Genomic DNA, 25,270 nt, shown 5'->3' with positions numbered 1-25,270 from the left:
TTCTACCTTGCTTTTTGTGTTCTGGCCGGGGCACGTTCCCGTTTCAGGGGACGCGCCACCGGGCATAGTTCAAATGCATAACCCGTGAGGCTGTTGACGAGGCTGTCACCGTTGAGCTTGTAGAGCACAAACTGGCCGCTGCGCTCGCTGGTCACCAGGCCGGCGTTTTCAAGCACCGACAGGTGGCGAGAAACGGCCGGCGTGCTCATGGCAAAGCGCTCGGCCAGCTCGGTGGTGCTGAGTTCTTTCTCGGTGAGGTACGCCAGAATTTGGCGCCTGGGGCCCGAGGCGAGCGCTTCAAATATTTTGTCAAGGGATGCAGGCATTGATGTATTAACTTATTTGTTAATAACTTTATTCAAAATATTCCGTACTGTCAAGCGGCTTCTGGGCTTCTGGTTTGAGGTCGGCGCTTTTCTTTGCCCCGTCGATCCGCTAAGCTTTGCTCCGTCCCAACCTCAGGCATCAAGGCCTCTCCCATGACAAGCTACTGGCTCATGAAATCCGAACCCGAAGAATGCTCGGTCGACGACGCGCTCGCAGCCGAAAATTCGACAGTCCCCTGGGTCGGCGTACGCAACTACCAGGCGCGCAACTTCATGCGTGACGGGATGCAAGTCGGCGATGGCGTGCTGTTCTACCACTCGAGCTGTGCCGAGCCGGGCATTGTCGGCATCGGCCGGGTGGCGTCTACGGCCTACCCTGATCCCACGCAGTTTGATCCGAAGTCGCCCTACTACGACCCCAAGTCAAAACCTGAAGAACCGCGATGGATGCTGGTGGATGTGCAGGTGTTGCGCAAAATACCCAACGTCACCCTGCCCGCCTTGCGTGCACGGCCAGAACTGGCAGACCTGCAGGTGCTGCGCAAGGGCAACCGCCTTTCCATCACGCCCGTCGAGCCGCAGCACTGGAAAGCCATCACCGGCAAAAAGTGAAAGGCCTGTCAGGCGCCGGACTGCGGCAGGCTTTGCAGGCGGCGCAACCCGAACAGGTCCTTGATGATGATCTGGCCGCGCTGGCTTTTCAGGAAACCTTCGGCGACCAGCCCCTGCATCAGCCGCGCCACCACTTCACGCGACGTGCCCAGATGCCCGGCCAGCTGCTGCTGCGTCGTTTTCAATACTCCATCGGACGAGGCGTGCAGCAACACAAAATGCACAAGGCGCTGCCGGTGGTTGAAGGAATGAACGGCATCGAGTTCTGCCATCAACCTGAAAACAAGTGTCGAGAGCGCGTGCAGCGTCAGGTCCTGGATGCACGTTTCCTGCTTGAAGAGCTGCCGGTACAACGGACCGGGGATGACAGCGACACGCGTCGCCTTGTCGGCCTGAACCCAGGCAGGATAAAGAAGATCGTTGAACAGGCAGTTGAGCGAGAGTACGCAGGTCTCCCCGGGCTCCACCAGATACAGCGTGGCCTCGGTGCCCGCAGGCGTGATGGTGTAGACGCGCAGCCGGCCCGACAGCACGACATAGGCGCCAGAGGCAGGCTGGCCCTTGTGAATGATGCCGGTTCCTGCCAGCGCACTCATCGGAACAGCACCCTGGGTCAACAGGTTACGGCCGTCCGCACTCAGGCGGCTGAAAGGCTCGAAAAGGGCAAGTTCACGTAAGACCTGCATATTGCTCCATTCGCGGCGACCTGCCGCACCGTCAAACCAGCGGTGCCACGTGGCCACGCTTGATCCACAACAAGGCACCTTCAGAACTGGCCAGGGCGGGCTGCCTGGTGTGTGGATTTCGCAGCCAGCACAGAGGGCCGAGGTCTTGCGCACCCGCAGCGCGCGCGCTCGCGTCGTCGCCGGCTTCGACACGGACCGAACCCTCGACGACCAGCATTTCCTGGCCGCCACGCACGTACTGCGCGGCCATGGTACACCCCGGTTCCAGCCGTACGAGGAATACGGTTTCCCTGGGGCCCTCGTACAGCAATGCGCGCCTATGCCGGGCGATTCCGGCATCCACCCAGGGCCTGTCTGCAGCACTGATGACAACGCGGCGCTGTTCGAGCAGGTCCATCTGCCGCAGTTTGACGAAGATGGTGCAGCCCTCGTCGCTGAAGGGCCTGTGGCTGGAGCCCGGCGGATTGCGCACATAGGTACCGGGGCCGTACGAGCCGTGCTCGTCGGCAAACACGCCGCAGAGCACAAGGAATTCTTCGCCCAGCGCATGCGAATGCGCGTCAAACCGGCTGCCAGCGGCATAGCGGACGAGCGACGTTGCCACAGCCACCTCTGCACCGGTACGCTCGAGCATGCGCCGCTCAACCCCGGGCTGCGGCGACGGCAGCCACGGCAGCGACCCGGCCCGTACCAGGACCGGCGCCGTGCGGTCGACGTTCACGTGCATCAGCTCCATCAGAACTTCTCCGACGCGGTCCGCAGGTCCAGCTCCTGTGTCCATGCGGTGCGCGCCTGTTGCGCAAGCCACAGGAAATTGGCAGCCACGCCGTCGGGCGCCATCACCGGGGCTTCTACTGCCGCGTGGCGGGATGCGGCAGCGGAGCCGCGAAGCAAGCCGTCCAGCACGACGTGGGCCACGTGGATGCCCTGCGGCTGGAACTCTCTTGCCAGTGACTGCACAAGCCCGCGAAGGGCAAATTTGCCCGCGGCCATGGCCGCGAAACGGGCCGACCCGCGCAGCGAAGCCGTGGCGCCGGTGAAAAGCAGGTTGCCGCGCCCCACGGCCAGCATGCCCGGCAGCACGGCCCGGGCGCAGTGCGCTGCCCCGACAGGGCCGGCTTCAAGGCACTTGCGCAGCGCACTCGCCTCCAGTTCAAGAAAAGGAGCAATTGCCAGATGACCCGCGTTGTACAGCAGCGTGTCGACGGGGCCGTGGCGCTCGATCAGGGCCGCGATGGCCTGCGTCACTGCCTCACCGTCGACCAGATCGCAATCTGCACGCCGCAGGCCCGCCACTTCGTACCCCGCCTCGTTGAACTGCCGCGCAAGCCATTCGCCGAGCACACCACCGCTACCCGCGATGAGTGCGAAGGGCCGGCTCACAGCACCCCCAGCAGGCGCCCGATCAGCACCAGCGTGGCCGCCCAGCCCGCTGCCCAGGCAAGCGTGCGTGCGCCGGGAACACCGAGCGTGTAAACCACGTAGTGAATGAGCCGCGCAAAAAAGTAGACGGCGCAGGCGGCGGCCGTCACCGAATCGGCTCGGCCGCTAGCCTGCACCGCCAGCACAGCTGGCGCAAAAATCACCAGATTTTCGGTGGCATTGGCCTGGGCCCGCTGTGCGCGCTGGGCCCACTCGGCAAGGGGTTTTTCTGTGGCTGACGGGTTGGCCAGCGTGCCGCCCAGGCCACGCACGGCAATGCGGTTGAGAACGTAAGGCAAGGCGAACAACGCCGCAGCGGCCAGGGTCAATGCCAGCCAGTAGATTTCCTTGGACATGATGGGTTTTTCCTTCTTCGTGACATGCCGCAATGCGGGCACGAACGCGAAGATAGCCGCGCCGGGAAAAGCGTTCTGTAGCTTTTGCTACAGAGTCACAAAGATGGCGAGAAGGCAGCGCCGGCGCCCTGGCTCAATGTCTGCCGATGATCACCAGGCAAATGAACAGGCAGGCGGCCAGCAGCAGCGACAGGCCCTTCCAGAACGCCACCGGGTTGCGCTCCAGCAAAGCCGGGCGAGCCTTGTCCAGAAACGCCTGGTTGGGGTGGCGCAGGTCGTACAAGAACTCCGACAGCTCGCCATAACGCTTGGCGGGATCGGGGTGAACGGCCTTGCGGAGCACGCCGTCCATCCATGCGGGTATGTCACGGTCTTCGTACAGCACGGAGTCATAGCGCAGCTTGCTTTGTGCGGCCCGGGTCCGGCATTTGGCCACTTCGGCGCCGTAGGGCAGCTTGCCGGTCAGCATCTGGTAGGTGATGACGCCGAGCGAGAACAGGTCTGAGCGCGTGGTACCGCCCTCGCCCACAAAATACTCCGGCGCCGAATACTGGGCCGTGCCCAGGATGTCTTCGTGCCCGCCGGGCGCATCTGCTTCCATGAGGCTGGCCACGCGGGTTGAGCCAAAGTCAATGATCTTCGCCGTGCCGGTCTTGTCGATCATGACGTTCTCGGGCCGCAGGTCCTGGTGCAGCATCTCCAGCCGGTGAAACGCGCGCAGGCCTTTGGCGATCTGCTCCACCAGCCCGCGCACGGCTTCCAGGCCGGGCCGGGGATTGTCGATCATCCACTGGCTCAGCGTTTGCCCGTCGATGTATTCGGTGGCCACATACACATAGTGGCGCTTTCGGGTCGGCACATAAGGCTTCAGCACATGCGCGCTGTTGATGCGCCGGGCGATCCACTCTTCCGTCAAAAACCTTTCAAGGTAGGCCGGGTCACCGCCCAGGTCTATTGACGGTGTTTTCAGGATGACGAGCACGCCCGTTTCGTTGTCTGTGGCGAGGTAAATATGGCTGCGGCTGCTGCCGTGCACTTCGCGGACGATGGTGTAGCCGTCAAACTGCGTCCTGGCCTCCAGGATGGGCGGAAGCGGCAGGCCCGACAGCTGCTGGAGCAACTCGCCGGCCTGCCCGTTGGGCAGCTCATCGACGCGGACAATCTGTGCCGTGAGGTTGTCGCCGCTGCCCCGCTCCAGGGCTTTTTCAACGATGGATTTGGCCGCCATATCAAGCCCACCGGGCTCGTCGGCACAGATGTGGATGAGGCCGGCCATGTCGTATTCGCTGACGTGTTCGTACACGCCGTCGGTGGCCAGAAGAAAGATGTCGCCCTGCTCCACCTGCTGGGTCTGGTAGTCGATCTCAAGCTGCGGCTTGAAGCCCAGCGCACGGCCAAGGTAGCTTTGGCCCTGGGAAATCCACACACGGTGGTCGTTGGTCAGTTGTTCCAGCGCCTTGCCGCGCAGGCGGTAAATGCGCGAGTCACCGACATGAAAAATATGCGCGGTGGTCGACTTGATGACCATGGCGCTCAGCGTGCACACATAACCTTTATCCTTGTCGTAGCGGTATTGGCTTTTCTGCGTCTGGGCATGCAGCCAGGAGTTGGTGGCGCTCAAGATCCGCTCGGCCGATGTCTTGACCGACCAGGCCTCCGAGGTGCAGTAATAGTCTTCAAGAAAACCAGTGACGGCGTACTGGCTGGCCACGTCGCTGACGGCGCTGCTGCTGATGCCGTCGGCCAGCGCAACGGCGATGCCCTTGGCGCTCAGTTGCGGCTCTTTAGGTACATAGATACCGTGGAAATCCTGGTTGGTTTCCTTGCGGCCCTTGTCCGAATACTGACCTGCCGATATCTTCAGTTCACTGGACATGTGGGGTACCGGCAAAGCCCCCGCGCATGCAAGATGCGCGAGGGCCTTTGTTTTGGAGGCGGATTATTTGAAAGAACGTGTCGGTCCGGTTTTAATGTGTGTGGCATACAGCGTCAAGCCGGTGAAGGCCAGGCCGCCCACCAGGTTGCCCAGCACCGTCGGAATTTCGTTCCAGATCAGGTAGTCCATGATGGTGAAATGCGCGCCCAGCAGCAGGCCGGATGGGAACAGGAACATGTTCACGATGGAGTGCTCAAACACCATGTAAAAGAACAGCATGATGGGCATCCACATCGCGATCACCTTGCCGCTGACCTGGGTGGAGATCATCGCACCCACCACGCCGGCCGACACCATCCAGTTGCACAACATGCCGCGCACGAAGAGCGTGAGCATGCCGTTCGCACCGTATTTCTGGTAGCCCAGCGTGCGGCTCTCGCCCACGATGCCGATAGCCTTGCCCACGGCGCTGGGCTCGGTCGAGAAGCCGTTGGTGACGTAGATGGCCATCATCACCGCCACCGTGAAGGCGCCCGCGAAGTTGCCGACGAACACCAGGCCCCAGTTACGCAGCACACCCTTGAGCGTGACGCCCGGGCGCTTGTCGATCAGCGCCAGCGGGCACAACACAAACACGCCGGTCAGCAAGTCGAAGCCGAACAGGTACAGCATGACAAAACCCACCGGGAACAGCACGGCGCCCAGCAGGGGCTGGCCGGTCTGCACGTTGATGGTGACGGCGAACCAGGCTGCCAGAGCCAGAATGGCGCCGGCCATGTAGGCCCGGATAACGGTGTCGCGGGTGGACATGAAGATTTTGGATTCACCCGCATCCACCATCTTGGTCACAAATTCCGAAGGCACTAAATAAGCCATACGATCCCTCTAAATCCTGAAAAAAGCCAAAAAAAAATCCACTTCGAGATCTTCAAAAGATTGAAGACCGAAGTGGACGTCGTTATCCATTCAGATCGATGGGCACCGGCGAAGCCCGCCGTACCCTGCGCAGGCCTTCGTTAGCCTGACCTGATGGATGCAAGCACATACCGTGCCGCTAACAAAACACCGCGAATCCGGGCTTGCCGACGCTTTAGCGACGCTTTTACCCGTCGTTTTGGCACTGCGAAGGGAGTGACTGCCCCAAATTTGTGCATCGAGGTGTCCATCTTTAAATATTTTGGTGCCAGCTGGGCCACTGCCGGATACAGGCGCTAAGGCGCAAGCCGCTGCGCAAAGAACGCCAGGATCTCGTCACGCGCCGCCAGTGTGGGCTGGCCCGCCTCGTCGATCAGGTGGGCGGTGACCACGCTGTGCGGTGTCTTCACGTGCGCCGCAAAGAACGGCGGCACGTCGGGGTTGGCGGCGCTGTCGGGCAGCACGCGGCCCACAAAGCGGTCGCCCAGCGCCTCGGCATAGGCCGCAAAGCGCTGGGCCCTGCAAAAGCTGTCGCCTTCAAACCGATAGGCCAGCACCGTGAGGTTCTCGCGGTCCAGCCGCTGGCGGACGGCCTTGATGTCCGCAGGCGAAATTTCGATGCCGGCCGGATCATTGAGCGGCAGCGACGGCTGGCACAGCACCGGCGCCAGCATGGCAGGCTCCAGCATCATCGTGAGGGCGAAATTACCCGTCCAGCACATGCCGATGGCGCCCACGCCGGGGCCGCCGCACTCGTCATGCGCCAGCCTTGCCAGTGCCCGCAGCCACTGCGTGGCCGGGCTGGCCTGGTTGGACGCGAACGCGCGGAACTCGGCGCTGACACAGGCGCGCTGAAAGATGGCCGCGCCTTCATCGGCACGCGGCACGGCGCCGTCGCGGCCAAAGAGCGACGGCATGTAGACGGTAAAACCTGCGTCGCGCACCCAACGGCTGAAGCGCGCCACGTGCGGGCTGATGCCGGGCATCTCGGTCATGACGATCACGGCCGGGCCTGTACCCATGAGGTAGACCTTCCTGGTGATGCCGTCGAGCGTGATCTCGCGCTGGGTGAAATCCTCGAGGGAGTCGTCTTCGGTCAGCTTGCGCGTTGTCATCGGTGTCCTTGCTTTGCGAACGGTGGGAGCAATGGCGTCCGTGGAATTCATGGAACAGATGAATTTGGCACCGCACGCGCGTAAACTCCCAGTGTCTATTTCGACATGTTTAAGGCCTTTTCAGCCAATGCGAGATTTCACCCTCCTGCTGCTGCCGGGCACCTTTGCCACCGGCGTGGCGGCCACGCTCGATATCCTGCAGGCCGCGTCTGCCCTCGCGCCGCGCATGAAGCTGGCGCGCCCCACCTGGCGCGTGTTGTCAGCCACCGGCGGCCCGGTGCCGCTGAGCTCGGGCCTTCACATAGACACCGCGGCCCTGCCCCGGCGCTACCGGCCCGATGCTGCCACCTGGATCGTGCCGGGCCTGGGCCTGGACAACCCGCAGGCCCTCAACACCGGCTTGGCCACCGCAGACGCGCAACGCGTGATTCAGGCCGTCGCCGCGCATGCTGCGCACGGTGGCCGTGTTGCGGCGTCGTGCTCGGCGGTTTTTTTGCTTCAGGCGGCCGGTGTGCTGGCCGGGCGCCGGGTCACCACCTCCTGGTGGCTGGCGCAGGAGCTTCGAAGGCGGGAGCCGGCCTGTACCGTCAATGCCGACCGGATGGTGTGCGCCGACGGCCCGGTGAGCACCGCAGGTGCCGCCTTTGCGCAAACCGACCTGATGCTGCATTTGCTACGCGAGCAGTTCGGGGTAGCCCTGGCCGAGGCTGTAGGACGCATCCTCTTGATCGACGGGCGGCAGGCGCAAGCGCCTTTTGTGGTGCCGGCCATGCTCTCCAGCGGCAACGCACTGGTGGCCCGCCTGGTGGCGCGCATCGAATCCGCCCTGCCCAGCCCACCGAGCGTGGAGGCACTGGCAAACGAATTCGCGATGTCGCAGCGAACGCTGTCACGCCATGTGCGTGAAGCCACGGGCAAGAGCACGATGGCGCTGGTGCAAAGCGTTCGGCTCAATCGCGCGCGGATGCTGATTGAGTCCAGCCGGATGACCATCGAACGCGTGGCCGAGCAAGTGGGCTACGAAGATGCCACGGCGCTCCGGCGCATGATGCACAAGGCGGCGGGCGCCAACCCGAGCCGATACCGGGCGGCGGGGTTAAGAGCTTGAGAGCCCGGCGATTCAGGTGAGGGCCTGCCTGGACTCCATCAACTTCACCAGAGCCCACAGCACCCGGTTCGCCGGCGTGGCCACACCCAGCGCTTCACCGCGCCTGACGACCAGCCCGTTGAGGTAGTCGATCTCAGTGGGTTTGCCGCGCGCCAGGTCTTGTGCGGTGGATGACAACTGGTTGGGCATGCTGCCGGCCAGTTTGTCCACGGCCAGGTGCATGTCGCCCTGCACCTGCACGCCTTCGGCCTCTGCCACGGCCAGGCATTCGGCCACCACGTCGCGCATGACGTCTTTCACGCCCTCGCCTTGCACGGTTTTGCCGTACGGCAGCTGCGCGATGGCCGAGACGGCGTTGTAGGCGCAGTTGAGGATGAGCTTGGCCCACAACGCGCCGCGCACGTTGCTGGAGATTTCAACCGGCACACCGGCTGCGATGAAGGCCTGGGCCACGGCCTCGCTCCGGCTGGCCGGCTCAATCACCAGCTCGCCGCGGCCGTGGTGCCTGACGTGGCCGGGGCCGGCCATTTCGGTGGCCACGTACACCACGGCGGCCGCCACGGCGTGCTGCGGCAGCACGGTGCGCAGGCGGTCGGCGTTGTCCACGCCGTTTTGCAGGCACAGCACCAGCGCATCCGGTGCCAGGTGCGGCCGGATCAATGCACCGGCCGCTTCGGTGTCGGTGGATTTCACGCAGAACAGCACCAGGTCGGCGCCCTGCACGGCGGTGGGTTCGCTGCTGGCGGCCAGGCGCACGTGTTCGTCGAAAGTGCGGGTTTCCATGTGCAGGCCGTCACTCTGGATGGCGTCAGCATGCCGGGGCCGGGCGATCAGCACCACGTCAAGCCCGGCACGGGCCAGCATACCGCCGTAATAACAACCAACGGCGCCTGCGCCCATCACGGCGACTTTGAGGGATTGGGTCATGGGGGTCTTTGCCTTCGGTGAGATGCAGATACGGAAACGGAAAAAGGAATTGTGGGTGAAGTCTGCCGCCCCTGCAGGCGGCCGGGCCTCTTGGAAACCTGTTCGCGGTCTACACGGGGCCGCCGGCAAAGCGCCGGGCCAGCTGGTCGCGCTCGAAGGCCTCGACGACGAAGTCGATAAACATCCGCGTCTTGGCGGGCATCTGGCTGCGCGTGGCGTAGTAGATCGAGATCGCGCCGGCATCGACATACCACTGCGGCAGCACCCTGACGAGCTCGCCGCGCTCCAGCAAAGGCAGCACATCGGGCAAAGCCACGAGCGCTACCCCCAGACCCAGCAGCGCCGCGGCGCGCATGGCCGTCGGATCGTTCATGACCATTGACTCCATAAAAACTGCCGGAACCTCAGCACCGGCCGCGTCGCGCATGACCCACTGGCGAACCCGGCCCGTTCCGCTGGAACGCAGAGCGATACCTTTGAGCCCGGCCAGACCCGTGGGGTTGGCTGGAGCCTGCTGGCCTGCCATATAGGCGGGCGACGCCACGGCGACCAGGTGAATCGGGGCCAGCGCGCGAGACACCACGCCCGGTGACAGCTCAAAGCCGCCGCCGATGGCCGCGTCATACCCCTCGGCAATCAGGTCGACCGGTCGGTTTTCAAAGTACCAGTCAGGACGTATGAGCGGATAACGGTCCAGGAAGGCCGGCAGCAAAGGCACGATGTACTCGGTGCCGAAGGTGGGTGACATGCTGACCTTGAGCGGGCCCGCGGGAGTGCCGCTGTCGCTGGAAACGGCCGCGATGGCGGACTGCAGCGCGTCGAGGTTGCCGCCGATCGATCCCAGGAAGCGTTCACCGGCTTCGGTCAGCGTGAGTTTGCGGGTTGAGCGCTGAAACAGCCGCACGCCCAGGTTTCGCTCCAGCATGGCCACATTGCGGCTGACGGCAGCTGGCGTCAGCGCCAGGCGCCGCGCCGCTTCCGAAAAGCTGCGGCCTTCGGCGCTGCGAATAAACGATTCGAGGTTGGCCAGGGTTTCCACTTCGCCATTTTAAAGTAATGATTGAAAATAATTCAATCAATTACCGGCTTATCAAAAGGCAATCAAAAACCCATCATTCACCCATCAACAACCAAGGAGTGAATTTATGTCTACCCCCTCAACCCCATCCAGCACCCCCAGCATCGGGATCATCGGCGCCGGCGCCATCGGCACGGCATTTGCCAAAACCCTGGCCCGCCAGGGCATCCATGCCACGCTGTCCAACAGCCGCGGCCCGGACTCGCTCAAAGACATCGTGCGCGAACTGGGCCCCACCATCCACGCCGGCACCGTCAAGGAGGCCGCCACAAAAGACATCGTGCTGGTGGCCGTCAACTGGGGGCGCCTGCCTGAGGCGCTGGCCGGTTTGCCCAACTTTGGCGGCCGTGTCGTTATTGACGCCAACAACGCTGTCGAAGGCCCTCCTCTCCGGCCCGTTGAGCTGAACGGCCGCGCCTCCAGCGAAGTGTTTGCCGAGCTGGTGCCCGGCGCGCGCGTGGTAAAGGCCTTTAACCACCTGGTCGCCCGGCTGCTGGCCACTGACCCCGCCGACCAGGGCGGCAAACGCGTGCTGTTTTTCTCAGGCGACGACGCCAAGGCAAAGGCGACCGTGGCGGCACTGATCAGCCAGCTCGGGTTCTCGGGAATCGACCTCGGCGCTTTGGCCGTGGGTGGACGCCTGGCGCAGTTCCCCGGCGGCCCGCTGCCCATTCTCAACTTGGTGCAGTTCGGCTGAAGCCGCAGCAATCGCTATCAAATCAATAGCTGCTTGCGCTCGTCTCTATTGGCCTGCAGCCCGTTTTGATGCTTGAAAAGGCCTTTTGAGGCCTTTTTTTGGGTATTTTCAGGCCCGCGGCAGCGTGATCCGGGCGCAGAGGCCCCCACCGTCGGCAGGCAGCAGTTCAAACTTGCCGTCATGCGTGCGCACGATGCGGTCCACGATGGCCAGGCCCAGCCCTGCGCCGGGCGGGCCGGTACGCGTACTTTCAGCGCGGCGAAACGGTTGTTTCAAAGCCTCGGCCTGCGCCGCGTCGATGCCGGCGCCGTGGTCTGTCACCGCTATCCAGACCGAGTCGCCTTGTACGCCGGTGACCATCGTGACCGGCGGCAGGCCATGGCGCCAGGCGTTTTCGACCAGGTTGGTGAGCACGCGGCGCATCGCACGCGGGCGCAAGGGCACGGGCGGCGGGTTGCCGCCCTGCAGCGCCACCGGCATGCCGTGGCCAGCCGAGGCGGCCGCCACCTCAGCCGCCAGCACATCCAGCGCCACCGGCGCCGGCGCTTCGCTTTCGGTGCTGCGGGCAAAGTCCAGGAACTGGCTGATGATGGCGTCCATTTCTTCCACGCCGCGCGTCATGCGGGCCATCAGCTCATCGTCGCCTTGATCACTTTTGTCGCGCAGGATCTCGATGCCCAGGCGAAGTTTGGTCAGGGGTGTGCGCAGGTCGTGCGACACCCCGGCCAGCATCAGCGTGCGCTCGTCGTCGGCCTGGGCCAGGCTGCGCACCATCTGGTTAAAGCTGCGGCTCAGGTCGGCGATTTCCGTCGGGCCGTCTTCGGGCAGCGGCTGCGGGCTGGTGCCGCCCGCCAGTGTGTGCGCCGAAGCCATCACGCGGCGCAAGGGCTGGTTCAGGTAACGGTGAATCAACAGCGCACCCAGCAAGGCCAGCAAGGCACTGGCGAATGATGTCACGACCCAGGCGCCGGTGAATTCACGCGCCGGCAGCACGCCGGGCAGGTTGACCCAATGGTCGGCGCCATCCAGGCGCAGCCGCACCGCCAGGCTGCCGCCGGCTTCGCGGCGCCAGATGATCTCGGAGCCCTCGCCTTCCAGCGCAATGCCGCGCGAGGCTTCATTGACGAAGCGCCGCTCAAGCCGGCTCAGCAGCCGGCGTTCGCCACGGCCGTCACCCTCGTCGTCATCGGCAATGCCCTGCATGGCACGGCGGTTGAACTGCGCCACAAAGGCCTCGCGCTGCGCGGGCGGCATGGCGGCCAGGCCGGCACGGATGGAGCTGACATTGCGCGCCACCGCCACCGACAGCTGCGCCAGCCGCGGCTTGATGATCAGCTGGCGCACCAGCAGCGCGCTGGCCAGCTGGCCGACCACAATGAGCACCACGATCAGCAGCACATTGCGGCCGAACAGGCTGCGTGGAAACAGCTTCATGGAAATAGCCTCACGGCTTGCCCGCCTTGCCGTTTTTTGCCGCACCGCCTTCCGGCACAAACACATACCCCACGCCCCACACGGTCTGGATGTGCACCGGCTGGGAAGGGTCCGACTCAATCAGCTTGCGCAGGCGCATGACCTGCACGTCGATGCTGCGGTCGGTGGCTTCGTGGTCGCGGCCGTAGGCCAGCTCGATCAGCCTGTCGCGGCCCAGCGGCCGGTTGGGGTGCAGGGCCAACGCCTGCAGCAGGCTGAACTCACCGGTGGTGAGCGGCACGTCTTCACCGTTTTTTTCCAGCCGGCGTGCTTCCAGCTTCAAGGTGAAGGCGCCAAACTGCACCGTGCCCTGGCCGGGCAGCGGGCCGCTGTGCGCGCCCAGCATGCGCTGCCGGCGCACCAGCGCCTGGATGCGGGCCAGCAGCTCGCGGGGATTGAAGGGCTTGGGCAGGTAGTCGTCAGCGCCCATTTCCAGCCCGACGATGCGGTCCACCGGGTCGCCGCGGGCGGTGAGCATCACGATGGGAATGGTTTCACCCTGCGCGCGCAGGCGGCGGCACACCGCCAGGCCGTCTTCGCCCGGCATCATGACGTCGAGCACCAGCACGTCGAAGCGCTCACGCGCCAGCAGAGTGTCCAGGGTTTTGGCGTCTTCCAGTGTGCGCACGGCGTAACCCTGATCGCTCAGGTAACGCTGCAGCAGGCTGCGCAGGTCGGCCTCGTCGTCGACCACCAGGACCCGGGCCAGTGGCTCGCTCATCGTGAAAGGCCTGTCTGCAAAAGCGCGCTGGAAACAACCATAAGAAAACACCCGTCGCAAGAAAGATGCCCCATGGTAGCGGCCCGCGTCTGGCCGCCCGCCCGGCGAATCATGACAAACGATGACAAAGCCGGGATTTGCTCATGCCTTGTCATCAAGAGGCCGCCTGCAGCCATGCCTGGCTCACATCTGGCGGCCACAGTGACATCACGGCGCTGCAATGCGGCCGGAATCTCAAGACCCTTCACCGTTCAACGTCAACCTTCAAGGAGTTCACCATGAAAACCATGCTTTCCGCCACTGCCCTGACCACCGCCCTGACATGCACCCTGCTGGCCGCAGGTTTTGCCACCCCCGCCGAAGCGGCCAGCCGCCACGTGGTGCGGACCCATGCCGATGGCAGCGCCACCGCCACCAGGGCAGTCACCCGCCAGGGCCCGCAAGGCGGCACACGGGTGCGCAACCGCAGCACCACCGCCGACGGGCAGGGCAATGCCAGCACAGCGGGCAGCGCCTCCACCACAGGCCCCAACGGCGCCACCGCCGTGCGCACCGGCCAGGCCAGCCGCAGCGCGGACGGTTCGGCACAGCGCAGTGGCAATTTTGCCGCCACCGGGGCCAAAGGCAGCGTGGAAAGCAGCGGCAGCAGCAGCAAAACCGCTGACGGCGCCGTCAACGCCAGCCGCAACACCACGGCCACCAGCGCTGCCACCGGCAACAGCGTGCAAAGCACGGCGTCCTACAACCAGGCCACCGGCGTTACCCGCAGCACAACTTGCTATGACGCTGCCGGCGCGGCGATGAGCTGCCCGTCGCGTTGAGCGCGCCTGGGCCTTTCATCAAATCCGGTTTTCAAAATTTCGACCTTCACTTTCATTTTTTTGGAGCACTCTCATGACCCCCTCGTTCAATCTCCGCGCACTTTCAATCATTGGTCTGCTGACACTAGGTACCGCAGCCCATGCCCAGGCACCCAATGCCGCCCGCCTGGAAAAAGCCCGTACCGAACTGCAAAAGCGCTTTGAGGCGGCCGACACCAACAAGGACGGCAAGCTGACCCGCGAGGAGGCGCAGGCAAAAATGCCCAAGGTGTACAAAAACTTTGACGCCATCGACGCCAGCCATGCAGGCACTATCTCGCTGGCCGACATCGAGACCTTTGTGGCATCGAAAAAAGGCTCGCGCAAACCGGCCGGCTGACGACTACGCATCGCGCAGCCCGAATGCCTGACCCATCGTTGACGCACAAGGTCAGAGGCGGGCCGGATATGCTGTCCGGCCTGCCCGCCGCAATACCACTGGAGCCATGACATGTCCCTTGCCCCTCGCCTCCTCACACACTGGCCGACGCTTGCGCTGGTGCTCACCGCGGTTCTCTACGCCGGGCCGGCACCTGCCCAGCAGGACAGCGGCCGCCTGGCGAGAAAAACCGCCAGGTCCACCGTACCGGCCGGTGTGCGCCAAATCCCCGACATCGCCTACGGCGCAGATCCGCGCCAGCGCATGGATGCCTACCTGCCGCAGCAGCCGGCAGCCAACGCACCGGTCATCGTCATGGTGCACGGCGGTGCCTGGATGGTGGGCAACAAGGCGATGGCCAACGTGACCGACAACAAGGTGGCTTGGTGGGTCAAGCAGAAGGGCTACATCCTGGTGTCGGTGGGCTATCGCCTGTCGCCGCAGGTTGACCCGCTGGTGCAGGCGCGCGATGTGGCCAGTGCCCTGGCCAAGACGCAGGCCATGGCCGCCTCGTGGGGTGGCGATCCGGCCAAGGTCATTCTTATGGGGCATTCGGCGGGCGCACACCTGGTGGCACTGCTGGGTGCCTCGCCGGCATTGGCCTATACGTCAGGCGCCAGGCCGTGGCTAGGCACTGTGGCACTTGACAGCGCCGCGCTGGACCTTGAGCGCATCATGAAAGCGCGGCACATGCGGTTTTATGACCGCGTATTTGGCACTGACCCGGCCTACTGGCGCACTGTGTCGCCCACCAGCGTGCTGGCGGCTGACGCCACGCCGATGCTGCTGGTCTGCTCGACACAACGGGCGGATGACCCCTGCGCACAGTCGCGTGACTTTGCTGCGAAAGTGACGGCCAAAGGCGTGCGGGCCAGCGTGCTGCCGCAAGACCTGACGCACGAACAGGTCAACACCACGCTGGGCCTGCCCGGCGGGTATACCGATGCGGTTGACAGTTTTATGGCGGGGCTGCTGCCGCGCTGACGGTTTTAAGAAAAAACAGGCTGCAGCCCGCAAGGAATAAGCGCAAGCAGCTATTGATTTAATAGCAGATTCAGGCTCAGCTACTTCGCCGCACCAGGCCCTGCCGCGGCCGGAGCGGCATTGCGGCGGTGGTAGGTGAAAAACGTCCACATCATCAGCGTGGCGTCGGGGCCTTCAGGCTCGCTGTATTCCATGCTGGCGTCTCCGCCGCTCCAGGCGTGGCCCAGGGCGTCTACGTCGCACTTCACCAGCTGCGGCTTGCGGCCGGCGTACCAGGTCGTGGTCTGGTAGGCATGGCGTGGCCGCCTGCCGCTGCGGCGCTCGGGGTAACGGCGAACCACCGGCTCGAGGCGGGCCGCATTTTGGGTAATGACCGGGTTGTTGATGATTTCGAACTGCTCGGCCAGTTGCTCGGCGTTCACCCGCCGCACCACGGCATCGTTGTCGCCATGGATCAGGATGGCCGGCATGCCCGGGAACGCCGGCTGGTCGCTGGCAAACAAGCGCGCCACCGCATCGTAAGACGAGCCCGAGCCGTGTTGCATGGCCCGGTAGGCGCTGAAGGGCGAGTGGGTGGTGCCGAACACGGGTGCGGAATGCATGCCCACGGCCGCGATCAACTCCGGGTGGCGCAGTGCCACGATGGCCGCCAGCGCGGCGCCGGCCGACAGGCCCGCCACGTAAGTTCGTGAAGCGTCAAGCCCGTGTTTTTGCTGCACCTGGGAAATCATGGCGGCGATCACGCCCACATCGCCCTCCCCGTTTTGTGTGGCCCGCTTGTACCAGTGCCAGCAGCGGTGGGCGTCGGCCGCACTGGATTGCTGGGGGTACAGCACCGCAAAACCCTTGCGCTCGGCCAGTTCGTTCATGCGGCTGCCCGCTGCAAAGTCAGCCGCCGTCTGCTGGCAGCCGTGCAGCATGACCACCAGCGGGCGCGGTGTCGCAGGGGCATCGGGAACCCCGGCAGTAGCGGCCGTAGCGGCCGTAGCGGCCGTAGCGGCCGCGGCGGGTAGATACAGCCAGTACAGCATGCGCCGGGAATCCGTCAGCAAGCCGTCCCCGGGCAAGGTAAACCAGGCCTTGCGCCAGGTGCCGGGCAACCCGGCTGCGGCGCGGGCCTGTGCAGCCGTGGGCCGGCGGGCTTTTTTGGCGGGCCGGACAACCACCGGTTTCAACAGCTTGACCCCGGGCCTGCGCCGGCGCGGCGTTGTGGTGGCAGGCAACGCCGGCGTGACCTTGGGAAGCAGGCTTTCAAACAGCCGCAAGCCCTGCGCCTGCTGGGCCTTGCCCATGCGGCGCATGCTTTTAAGCCAAAGACTGCTTATGCTTCTGGACATGGTTTGACAAAAAGTGGTGGGGCCATCTGGGGTCGGTTCGAGGTCTGCGTCTACTTTGATTTCCAGGAAGGTATTTGCGCCAGATCAATAAGTACACGGTCATTTTGCTGCATTGCAACAAAATGTCTACCAGCATGGCCATAAAACATTGAATTCGGCGCTTTCCGTCACAAAATCGGGGTTACAAAATGCTAAAACCGAGCCGCTACGATGGAGGCCGTGAGCGCGTGTGCCATTTCGGCGCGGTATCAGCGCCATTTCAGGGCGTACACGCACCATTTAGAGTCTTTTTGTGCTTTCCGGCTTCGCATCTGCATTCCTCGCAAAACTGGCAATGGCAAAACCAAAACCTCCTGAATTCCTGGACACTCCGCGCGTCGCGCTGAGGCCCATCACACTTGCCGACGCAGAAGCCATTTTTCTCGGATATTCCAGCAGTGAGGTCGCAACCCGTTTCATGAATTTTTCACGTCATGCGGCGTTTGATGAAGCGGTAGCTTTCACCGAGCGATGCGTTCGATGCTGGAAAGACGAGTCCGCTTACCCCTGGGCCGTTGTGTCAAAACAATCGGAAGAGTTCGTGGGCGTCGTCGAGGTACGGGTCAATCCACCGCAAGTGGATTTCGGCTACATCTTTTGCGAGCGCTTCTGGGGCCACGGCTTTGCGACAGAGGCTATTGAGCCCGTCATCGACTGGGCCGTTAGACGGCCCGAGATTTACCGGATCTGGGCCACATGCCACCCGGAGAACACCGCTTCGGAACGCGTCCTCGTGAAAGCAGGGCTCAAGCTGGAAGCGCGTCTGGAGAATTGGGAAGCCCGGCCCCAACTGGGTGAAGCCGCAGGGCCGAGCTTGATGTTCGCGAGGATCAAGCCCACGACCAGGATTTGATTCGCATCAACTTCAAGCGCAATTTGGCGAAGGAAGGCACGGTAACGTGGGGCGATAAAGCCACGTGGCTGAAATTTCTTCGAAAATGGAGGTGCCCAGCAAGTTGATGGATTTGCATGGCATCCCGTTGAATCACTGCCTGTACTTCAGCCGCTTGACACCTCCATCGGTTTCACCTCGTTTGCCTCATGCCCGAATTCCTGACCGCCGCCCTTTACCAGTTCGTTGAGCTGCCCCATTTCGCCGAGCTGCAGGCGCCGCTGCTGGCGCATTGCGAAGCCCACGGTGTCAAGGGCACGCTGCTGCTTGCGGCAGAAGGCATCAACGGCACGATTGCCGGGCCGGAAGGCGGCGTGCGCGCGGTGCTGGCCTATCTGCGCAGTGACCCGCGCCTGGCGAAGCTGGAGCACAAGGAAGCGTGGGCTGAGTCCATGCCGTTTTACCGGATGAAGGTGCGCCTCAAGCGCGAGATAGTCACCATGGGTGTGCCGGAAGTCCACCCCGCGCTGATGGCCGGCGAATACGTCAAGCCGCAGGAATGGAATCAGCTGATCAACGAACCGGGCGTGGTGCTGGTCGATACACGCAACGATTACGAGGTGTCCATCGGCACCTTCCACGGCGCCATCAACCCGCACACCAGCAGCTTTTCAGAGCTGCCCGGCTGGGTAGAGCGCGAAATGGCTGAAGGCGGCAAGCTGGCGGCGCATGACGGCAAAAAGCCGAAGGTAGCCATGTTCTGCACCGGGGGCATTCGCTGCGAGAAATCCACCGCGCTGCTGCGCTCCAAAGGCTTCGAGGAGGTCTACCACCTCGAAGGCGGCATTCTCAAGTACCTGGAAACCGTGCCCGAGGCGCAAAGCACCTGGGAAGGCGAATGTTTTGTGTTTGACGAGCGTGTGTCCGTCGGCCACGGCCTCAAGCCCGGTGCCTTCACGCTGTGCCGATCCTGCCGCGATCCGCTGAGCGAGGAAGACCGCCAGTCGCCGCTGTACGAGTTGGGCGTGAGCTGCGCGCACTGCCATGCAAAAACGACGGAAGAACAGAAAGCCGGCTACCGCGAGCGCCAGCGCCAGGTTGAGCTGGCCGAAGCGCGCAATGCCGCGCACATCGGCGTGCGGCAATCCGGCACCTGAAGCACCTGGTGTCTCAGGCCATGAACAGCTCCCTGCCCGTCCTGTATTCCTTTCGCCGCTGCCCGTATGCCATGCGCGCGCGGCTGGCGATGGCCGTGAGTGGCGAGCCGCATGAACTGCGCGAAGTCGTGTTGCGCAACAAACCCGCCGAGATGCTGGCTGCCTCGCCCAAAGGCACCGTGCCGGTGCTGGTGCTGCCCGGCGGCGAAGTCATTGATGAAAGCCTGGACGTGATGCTGTGGGCGCTGCGGCGCAATGATCCCGAGGGTTGGCTCACATCACCGCAGGGCTCTCTTGATGACATGCTCGCGCTGGTTGCCGGCAACGACGGTGCCTTCAAGCGCAGCCTGGACCGCTACAAATACCCGAATCGCTACGCTGAGGAATCGGCAGGTGAAGCCAGCGCCTTCGCGCAGCTGCAGCGCGGCTTGGGCGCGGCATGGCTGCTCAAGCTGGACGGCATGCTGGCAGGCGGCTGGCTGTTCGGCGCACGCACCAGCCTGGCTGACATGGCACTTCTGCCGTTTGTACGGCAGTTTGCACACACCGATGCAGCCTGGTTTTCCGCACAACCTTGGCCGCAATTACAGGCCTGGCTGGCGCGCTTTGAAGCCAGTGCGCTGTATGCGGGCGTGATGGAAAAACGACCAACTTGGCAGTCATTGACTGATTTAAGGTATCAACAGCAACCACACCTGTGATAGACCAAGACGGGTGCAAGTTTGGCCTTACAGCAACTCCCTCATTGCAATCTCGTCGGGTGCATATGCTTTGAAGTTAATCCGCGCCCAATCCCGAACCTGCTGAGCCACGCCACCATAGCCAGGAAACATCGTGGCTCCACTAACACCTAGTTTTTCGCAGGCCGCTATTAGCTCTCCCGCCTCTCGCCTCGGCAGGGTAAAACAGTCCAAGATCAGCCCACCCCGATACCCTATCGATGTCGGGAGGAAAAGCTCATTTAAACCTTTGGCCGTCGGCGACACAGTAAACAATCCAGCTTGAGCTGCGAGATTGCTACTGTTTCCACCTGGGAGGTCTACTAGTTTTAGCCCTCTCCATTCTTGATGCCCCTCAGTATTGAGCGCCCACACCGCCAAGTTACCTTCGTCGGTTTTCATCCGGAGCGCTGCAGAAGCAGCAAAGTAGGCAGCTACAAATGAACGCCGAGTCCAATCTAACAAGCTGGTAGGAACGGCGTGATGTTGGGCGACCGCCTGCACTTCATACATATAGTTGGGCGGCCAAGATTCTGGCTTCATGAGGTAATAGGTCGGATCCTTCAATGTTTCGCGCACATCTGGGCGATCACCTGGGACTGAAAGTCCTGAATAGTCACAGCCCTTAAGAAACAAAGCCAATACTCTGGCTTCAAATTCAACTTGCTGCGCAGCAGTAATATCTTTCGTCCCATTGACGTTGGGAGCCGTCAGGTCTCCGTCAATCCTGTGAGCACTAGGCTCCAATTCGAAATTTGCATCAGGCTGGCCGCGAAATATGTAATGTTCACCTTGGTACCTGCCCGTGGTCAAAGGCGACAACAGCTCAAGCATTTGAACGGCACTGGTACAAGCGATAGTTTCAAAATTCTTGGGCATACATCATTGTCGCTTGGACGGCCCAATTGCTAATGTCACGATGGATTTTCGGGGCTCATTTCAGTTGCATGAAATATGACTTCGCGGCTTGCGCTGTACGCCGGCGTGATAGACAAGCATGTGCCGTGGCGGGCGGGTACGGCGTAAGCTGCAGCCGCTATCAAATAAATAGCTGCTTGCGCCCGTCTTTATTGGGCCAAGAGTCAATTTGATGCTTGAAAATAGGTCTGCAGGCTGTTTTGAGCATCTTTTCAGCCGCTAACCAGCATTCTGCGAGCCAAAAAGTACCGTTTTTCAATAAGAAAAAGACCTGCAGGCCAATAGTACCGGGCGCAAGCAGCTATGAAATATATAGCAACCGACCGGCTGGCAGGCGGCGGCGCTCACCACACGCGATGCTCTACGCCCGCTCTTATCTTCTCTCTTAGGAGGAAACCGGAAGACCTCAGCGCTGAATGCGCGTAGACAGCACCACTGATGTATTGGTGCGCTCGACCCCGTCGAGCAGGCCGATGCCGTCGATCAGCGCATCGAGCCGCTCAATCGAGCCGGCCTGCACGATGGCGATCATGTCGAAGGTGCCGCTGACGGAGAGCAGTGAGCGGACCTCGGGAATCTTGCGTAGCGCCGCCTCCACCGGGCCCGACAGCTTGGGGCCGACGGTGAGCATCACGTGGGCGGCTACCTGCGACTGCTCATACGCGTCGCCGGTGCGCACGCCGTAGCCGGTGATGACCTTGTCGCGCTCCAGCCGCTCCATGCGGGCCTGCACCGCGGTGCGCGACAAACCCACCTTGCGGGCGAGCAAAGCCACCGGGCAGCGCGCGTTTTCACGCAATTCGCTGAGCAGTATCTGGTCTATGGCGTCGAGATTCATGTGCCGGGCGTGACTATGGTTAAAGCAGGGTAGGCAAATAGATGGTAGATGCCTTCTATTTCACTAAATTATGACTTCTATTTGTATAAATTGATACTACCAACCGCCGGTTCTGCGCTCCACAATCAGTCAACGCCCTTCACCTGGAGGGGCCCATCAAGGAGCGGATATGAAAAAGATCATGGTCGTAGGCGCAGGCAAAATCGGCTCAACCATTGCCGCCCTGCTGGGCGCCAGCCAGGACTATGCGGTGACGGTAGTGGACGCATCGCAGGCCGCACTGGCAGGCATCAAGGCCGGCGCCGGAGTTCAAGTGAAAGTGCTGGATGTCACCGACCCCGTTGCCCTGCGCGCAGCGCTTGAAGGGCAGTTTGCGGTGCTCAGCGCGGCGCCGTTCCACCTCACCACATCGATTGCCGAAGCTGCCGTGGCAGCCGGTGTGCACTACCTGGACCTGACCGAAGACGTGGCCAGCACGCGGCGCGTGCGGGAGCTGGCCGGCACCGCGCGCTCAGCGCTGATCCCGCAATGCGGCTTGGCGCCGGGTTTTGTGTCTATCGTGGCGGCCGACCTGTGCCGGCGTTTTGACAGCCTGCACAGCGTGCGCATGCGCGTAGGCGCCCTGCCCCAGTTCCCGTCGAACGCGCTGAACTACAACCTGACCTGGAGCACCGACGGCGTCATCAACGAGTACTGCGAACCCTGCGAAGCCATTGTGGAAGGCGTGCTGCGCCAGGTGCCGCCGCTGGCTGAGCATGAGGAGTTTTCGCTCGACGGCGTGACGTACGAGGCCTTCAATACCTCAGGCGGCCTGGGCACCCTGTGCGAGACGCTGCAGGGCAAGGTCACCAACCTCAACTACAAGACCATCCGCTATCCCGGCCACGCGGCGATCATGAAGGCACTGCTCAACGACCTGCGCCTGCGCGACCGCCGCGGTGTACTGAAAGACATACTGGAAAACGCCCTGCCCACGACGATGCAGGACGTGGTCATTGTGTTCGTCACCGTGAGCGGCCAGCGCGAAGGCCGGCTGATGCAGGAGACCTACGCCCACAAGGTTTACAGCCATGTTGTTGGCGGCGTGCTGCGCAGCGCGATCCAGATCACCACGGCGGCCGGTATTTGCACGGTGCTGGATTTGCTGGCTAACGGGCGTTTGCCTGCGAAGGGGTTTGTACGGCAGGAGGATATTGCTTTGGGGGATTTTTTGGGGAACCGGTTTGGTGGGGCTTATGCGCCTTTGGTGGAGCGGGCTGCGGCTTGAGGGTTGATTTTTTGAAAACCAGGCGTTGCGGTTAATGGGGGCGAGCGGTAGCAGCTATTGAATTGATAGCGGCTTCTTTTTGGGTTGTTGTTGGTTTGATGGGGGCGGTCTTTGCTGAGGGCGGTTGGCCGGGGGTTGCCCGGCATGCAACTCACTTTCTTTTGCATCGCCAAAAGAAAGTAAGCAAAGAAAAGGCGACCCTGGTTCCTGCGTCCCTTCGCTTCGCTGCGGGCAACCTGCGGTGCTCGGTCCAGCCGGGGTCAAAAACAACTCGCTTCGCTCAAACAAGTTTTTGCCCTGATCCGTCTGGCCCTGTGCTCCTCGGCGCATCCACAAGGGGTTGGGGAAGGAATACCTAACAGCCGAATACCGGAAGAAACAAGGACTCGCCATGGCGAGTCCTTGTCGGTATTGGAGCTGGCATTTGTCTTCGGTTCCCGCACCCGATTGCCCCTTCCCTTCTGTCTGCGCCGAGGAGCGCAGGTTCAGGCGGATCAGGGATCGCGATTGTCTGAGCGAAGCGAGTTCGAGCGAGACCCCGCCTGAACCGAGCACCGCAGGTTGCCCCGTAGCGAAGCGAAGGGGTCGCAGACAGCAGGGTCGCCTTTTCTTTGGTGACTTTCTTTTGGCGAAGCAAAAGAAAGTTACTTGCCGCCGGGCAACCCCCGGCCAGCCGCCCTCAGCATCTATGATCTGCGTGAAACACGCCACCGTGGTTGAACATCAATTCCACACGCCATGAATATTTCACACACCGTCTGCCGGATTTTCTTTTCGGCAGCAATAACGGCTTTGTCTGCAGGGTGCTATGCCCAGTCAATGCTGTCTGAGGTTTCTCAAAAAAACCTTGAAGCCAATGTGGAACTGTTCGCCAAGTCCTATTACCTCGGCACCGGCGCTGGCCACTTTGTCACCAGCGTAAGCCCGGTCGATACCGAAAATGCTGTGGCGGTCGTCGGTGAGGTCGGAGATTTCGGGCGAGATCCCAATGCCTATACGGTTTATCTCAAACTCATCCAGCAAAAATGGCGAGTTGTCAGAATCGAGTTTGTGTACCGCGATACTGGCAAGAAGACTTCACAACAGGTATTGCCACCTTTTCCCTATCCCGGCTGGAGAAAAGACGCGCCTTGAGCCCGGTTGTGCGCCTCAGTCCTCAGGCGCAATCATCTCCGCATACTCATAAAGCGCCTCAAGCACCGCCTGCCCCTTCTCATCTGCCGTCTCCGCCAACACATCAATCTCGGCAAACAGCGCATCCACATTGCGTGCCCCGCCCTCACCCTCCAGCAGGCGCGCAGCGCGATGCGCTTCCCAGCGTTCGGCGTCTTCGGGCGACAGGGTTTCGGCAAAGTTGCGCGCCCGGTAGCGAAACACCAGTTCCCCGAGGCGTTCATCGTCGAAGCCGATGCGGGCATGGGCCAACTCGGCAGGGGACAAGGCGCGCAGCTGGTTGAGCCTGCGCCGGTCGATGTTGTTGATGAAACCACCGTACAGGTCTTCATCGACATCCGGCGTGGGCTCTTTGGGCCGCTGGAAGACTTCGGGCCAGAGGGCGCTCATGTCGGGCAGGCCGGCGGCTTTTTTGGCGTTGGCCAGCGCAGCGGGGATATCTACATTCCATTTGGCCGCCATCTCCGGCGACAGCGTGGCGAGCTTGCGCACGACCATGGGTGACTTGTTCAGGTGAACCGATTTGATGGGCAGGCGCAGCACGCCTTCGGGCAGCTCGGCTGATTTACTGAAGAGGCGTTGCCGCAGCGTGGCAACGTCGAGCAAAGGCAGCTCACTTGGGTCTTGCGACAGGTCCCAGGCCAGCAGCTCGTTCTTGTTCGTCGGATGCGTTGCCAGCGGCCACATGACGGCCAGGCAGCCGCGCTCTGGCGGGAACATGCCCGAGACATGCAAAAACGGCTGGGCCGTTTGCGGGCTGGTGGGCAGGCCGAGCTCCGCGGCCACGCGGTCCTTCTTGTGCAGGCCCAGGCAAAAGTCGAAAAGCTTGGGTTGCGCCTTGCGGATCAGGCGGGCCAGCGCGATGGTGGCGCGCACGTCAGACAGGGCGTCGTGCGCCGACTCGTGCATGAGGCCGTTGGCACGCGCCAGGTCTTCGAGCTTGAAGCTGGGGCGTACGGCGCTGGCGTCGTCCGGCCTGCGTTCATCGGGCTTGAGCGGCCAGGCGATGCCTTCGGGCCGCAGCGCATAGGCCATGCGCACGACATCGAGCAGATCCCAGCGGCCGCAGTCGTTTTGCCATTCGCGCGCATACGGGTCAATGAGGTTGCGCCAGAACATGTAGCGCGTGACTTCGTCGTCGAAGCGGATGGTGTTGTAGCCCACGCCGATCGTGCCCGGCTCGGCCAGAACGGCTTCGATCTGCGCGGCGAATTCGTGCTCGGCCACGCCACGCTCCATGCACAACTGGGGGGTAATGCCGGTGAGCAGGCAGGACTCTGGATTGGGCAGGTAGTCGTTGGCCGGCTTGCAATAAATCATCAGCGGCTCGCCGATTTCGTTGAGCTCGGCGTCGGTGCGAATGCCGGCGAACTGCGCGGGCCGGTCGCGGCGCGGGTTGATGCCGAAGGTTTCGTAGTCGTGCCAGAGGAAGGTGTGGGGCATGAAGAACTCGAA

General features: G+C 62.7%; 27 protein-coding genes. 11 read left to right on the top strand and 16 right to left on the bottom strand.

What is annotated here, in order from left to right:
* Positions 1–2: 2 nt before the first annotated feature.
* Positions 3–326, bottom strand: coding sequence for a metalloregulator ArsR/SmtB family transcription factor (locus AC1D13_RS19605; protein ID WP_477665970.1), 324 nt, complete (start codon positions 324–326; stop codon positions 3–5).
* A gap of 153 nt (positions 327–479) precedes the next feature.
* Between AC1D13_RS19605 and AC1D13_RS19600 the strand changes: the two genes are divergently transcribed.
* The gene (locus tag AC1D13_RS19600) at positions 480–938 is read left to right on the top strand and encodes an EVE domain-containing protein (protein ID WP_457280791.1); all 459 of its coding nucleotides are present in this window, start codon (positions 480–482) and stop codon (positions 936–938) included.
* Between the two features lie 8 nt (positions 939–946).
* Here the strand turns inward: AC1D13_RS19600 and AC1D13_RS19595 are convergent, their stop codons facing one another.
* The 7 genes from AC1D13_RS19595 to AC1D13_RS19565 form a co-directional block, all read right to left on the bottom strand.
* Positions 947–1,681 carry a Crp/Fnr family transcriptional regulator gene (locus AC1D13_RS19595; protein ID WP_457280790.1) on the bottom strand — a complete coding sequence of 245 codons (735 nt, stop codon included), beginning with the start codon at positions 1,679–1,681 and terminating at the stop codon, positions 947–949.
* Positions 1,656–2,405, bottom strand: coding sequence for a cupin domain-containing protein (locus tag AC1D13_RS19590; protein WP_477690140.1), 750 nt, complete (start codon positions 2,403–2,405; stop codon positions 1,656–1,658). Before AC1D13_RS19590 ends, AC1D13_RS19595 begins: the two co-directional genes overlap by 26 nt.
* Complete coding sequence (locus AC1D13_RS19585) at positions 2,360–3,007, bottom strand: SDR family NAD(P)-dependent oxidoreductase (protein WP_477665968.1); 648 nt, start codon at positions 3,005–3,007, stop codon at positions 2,360–2,362. Before AC1D13_RS19585 ends, AC1D13_RS19590 begins: the two co-directional genes overlap by 46 nt.
* Entirely contained in the window at positions 3,004–3,402 is a 399-nt protein-coding gene (locus AC1D13_RS19580; protein WP_457280787.1) for an MAPEG family protein, read from the bottom strand. The genes AC1D13_RS19585 and AC1D13_RS19580 overlap by 4 nt, the downstream gene beginning before the upstream one ends.
* Positions 3,403–3,535: 133 nt before the next feature.
* Positions 3,536–5,278, bottom strand: coding sequence for a bifunctional protein-serine/threonine kinase/phosphatase (locus tag AC1D13_RS19575; RefSeq protein ID WP_477665967.1), 1,743 nt, complete (start codon positions 5,276–5,278; stop codon positions 3,536–3,538).
* A gap of 63 nt (positions 5,279–5,341) precedes the next feature.
* Entirely contained in the window at positions 5,342–6,154 is an 813-nt protein-coding gene (locus AC1D13_RS19570; RefSeq protein WP_457280785.1) for a formate/nitrite transporter family protein, read from the bottom strand.
* Between the two features lie 335 nt (positions 6,155–6,489).
* Entirely contained in the window at positions 6,490–7,308 is an 819-nt protein-coding gene (locus tag AC1D13_RS19565) for a dienelactone hydrolase family protein (RefSeq protein WP_477665966.1), read from the bottom strand.
* Between the two features lie 127 nt (positions 7,309–7,435).
* On the opposite strand from AC1D13_RS19565, the gene AC1D13_RS19560 reads away from it, so the two are divergent.
* On the top strand, positions 7,436–8,416 hold the full coding sequence (locus tag AC1D13_RS19560) for a GlxA family transcriptional regulator (protein WP_477690139.1): 981 nt from the start codon (positions 7,436–7,438) through the stop codon (positions 8,414–8,416).
* Between the two features lie 12 nt (positions 8,417–8,428).
* Here the strand turns inward: AC1D13_RS19560 and AC1D13_RS19555 are convergent, their stop codons facing one another.
* Entirely contained in the window at positions 8,429–9,343 is a 915-nt protein-coding gene (locus AC1D13_RS19555) for a ketopantoate reductase family protein (protein WP_477690138.1), read from the bottom strand.
* 109 nt (positions 9,344–9,452) lie between these two features.
* A complete protein-coding gene (locus AC1D13_RS19550) occupies positions 9,453–10,382 on the bottom strand; it encodes a LysR family transcriptional regulator (RefSeq protein ID WP_477690137.1) in 930 nt (309 codons plus the stop codon).
* Positions 10,383–10,488: 106 nt separating this feature from the next.
* On the opposite strand from AC1D13_RS19550, the gene AC1D13_RS19545 reads away from it, so the two are divergent.
* The gene (locus AC1D13_RS19545; RefSeq protein WP_477665962.1) at positions 10,489–11,118 is read left to right on the top strand and encodes an NADPH-dependent F420 reductase; all 630 of its coding nucleotides are present in this window, start codon (positions 10,489–10,491) and stop codon (positions 11,116–11,118) included.
* A gap of 108 nt (positions 11,119–11,226) precedes the next feature.
* Here AC1D13_RS19545 and AC1D13_RS19540 read toward each other — a convergent pair whose 3' ends face one another.
* Both AC1D13_RS19540 and ompR read right to left on the bottom strand, forming a co-directional pair.
* Positions 11,227–12,552, bottom strand: a complete 1,326-nt coding sequence (locus AC1D13_RS19540; protein ID WP_477665961.1) for an ATP-binding protein — start codon at positions 12,550–12,552, stop codon at positions 11,227–11,229.
* Between the two features lie 10 nt (positions 12,553–12,562).
* The gene (ompR, locus tag AC1D13_RS19535; protein WP_477665960.1) at positions 12,563–13,312 is read right to left on the bottom strand and encodes an osmolarity response regulator transcription factor OmpR; all 750 of its coding nucleotides are present in this window, start codon (positions 13,310–13,312) and stop codon (positions 12,563–12,565) included.
* A 278-nt stretch (positions 13,313–13,590) separates the two neighbouring features.
* Between ompR and AC1D13_RS19530 the strand changes: the two genes are divergently transcribed.
* The 3 genes from AC1D13_RS19530 (at position 13,591) to AC1D13_RS19520 (ending at position 15,535) form a co-directional block, all read left to right on the top strand.
* Entirely contained in the window at positions 13,591–14,133 is a 543-nt protein-coding gene (locus AC1D13_RS19530; protein WP_477665959.1) for a hypothetical protein, read from the top strand.
* A 73-nt stretch (positions 14,134–14,206) separates the two neighbouring features.
* Positions 14,207–14,512 (top strand): EF-hand domain-containing protein, encoded by a 306-nt coding sequence (locus AC1D13_RS19525; RefSeq protein ID WP_457280776.1) that lies wholly within the window; start codon positions 14,207–14,209, stop codon positions 14,510–14,512.
* A gap of 111 nt (positions 14,513–14,623) precedes the next feature.
* Positions 14,624–15,535 (top strand): alpha/beta hydrolase, encoded by a 912-nt coding sequence (locus AC1D13_RS19520; RefSeq protein ID WP_477665958.1) that lies wholly within the window; start codon positions 14,624–14,626, stop codon positions 15,533–15,535.
* An 80-nt stretch (positions 15,536–15,615) separates the two neighbouring features.
* Here AC1D13_RS19520 and AC1D13_RS19515 read toward each other — a convergent pair whose 3' ends face one another.
* Positions 15,616–16,872: an extracellular catalytic domain type 1 short-chain-length polyhydroxyalkanoate depolymerase gene (locus AC1D13_RS19515; RefSeq protein WP_477665957.1), complete on the bottom strand. Its 1,257-nt coding sequence runs from the start codon at positions 16,870–16,872 to the stop codon at positions 15,616–15,618.
* 292 nt (positions 16,873–17,164) lie between these two features.
* Here AC1D13_RS19515 and AC1D13_RS19510 point away from each other — a divergent pair, with 292 nt between their 5' ends.
* From AC1D13_RS19510 to AC1D13_RS19500, 3 genes are all read left to right on the top strand, one after another.
* Positions 17,165–17,764, top strand: coding sequence for a GNAT family N-acetyltransferase (locus AC1D13_RS19510; protein ID WP_477690136.1), 600 nt, complete (start codon positions 17,165–17,167; stop codon positions 17,762–17,764).
* Positions 17,765–17,952: 188 nt separating this feature from the next.
* Entirely contained in the window at positions 17,953–18,900 is a 948-nt protein-coding gene (trhO, locus tag AC1D13_RS19505; RefSeq protein ID WP_477690135.1) for an oxygen-dependent tRNA uridine(34) hydroxylase TrhO, read from the top strand.
* A gap of 20 nt (positions 18,901–18,920) precedes the next feature.
* Positions 18,921–19,601, top strand: a complete 681-nt coding sequence (locus tag AC1D13_RS19500; protein ID WP_477690134.1) for a glutathione S-transferase — start codon at positions 18,921–18,923, stop codon at positions 19,599–19,601.
* A 27-nt stretch (positions 19,602–19,628) separates the two neighbouring features.
* Here the strand turns inward: AC1D13_RS19500 and AC1D13_RS19495 are convergent, their stop codons facing one another.
* Both AC1D13_RS19495 and AC1D13_RS19490 read right to left on the bottom strand, forming a co-directional pair.
* Positions 19,629–20,498: an FRG domain-containing protein gene (locus tag AC1D13_RS19495; RefSeq protein WP_477690133.1), complete on the bottom strand. Its 870-nt coding sequence runs from the start codon at positions 20,496–20,498 to the stop codon at positions 19,629–19,631.
* Between the two features lie 445 nt (positions 20,499–20,943).
* Positions 20,944–21,375, bottom strand: a complete 432-nt coding sequence (locus tag AC1D13_RS19490; protein WP_457280771.1) for an Lrp/AsnC family transcriptional regulator — start codon at positions 21,373–21,375, stop codon at positions 20,944–20,946.
* A 169-nt stretch (positions 21,376–21,544) separates the two neighbouring features.
* On the opposite strand from AC1D13_RS19490, the gene AC1D13_RS19485 reads away from it, so the two are divergent.
* The gene (locus AC1D13_RS19485) at positions 21,545–22,642 is read left to right on the top strand and encodes a saccharopine dehydrogenase family protein (RefSeq protein ID WP_477690132.1); all 1,098 of its coding nucleotides are present in this window, start codon (positions 21,545–21,547) and stop codon (positions 22,640–22,642) included.
* 738 nt (positions 22,643–23,380) lie between these two features.
* A complete protein-coding gene (locus tag AC1D13_RS19480) occupies positions 23,381–23,776 on the top strand; it encodes a hypothetical protein (RefSeq protein WP_457280769.1) in 396 nt (131 codons plus the stop codon).
* A 15-nt stretch (positions 23,777–23,791) separates the two neighbouring features.
* On the opposite strand, the gene sbcB is transcribed toward AC1D13_RS19480, so the two are convergent.
* Complete coding sequence (gene sbcB / locus AC1D13_RS19475; protein ID WP_477665952.1) at positions 23,792–25,258, bottom strand: exodeoxyribonuclease I; 1,467 nt, start codon at positions 25,256–25,258, stop codon at positions 23,792–23,794.
* Positions 25,259–25,270 lie beyond the last annotated feature (12 nt).

The organism is Polaromonas sp. P1_E12 (genome assembly GCF_056405975.1).
This window is presented reverse-complemented; position numbering and strand designations above follow the sequence as displayed.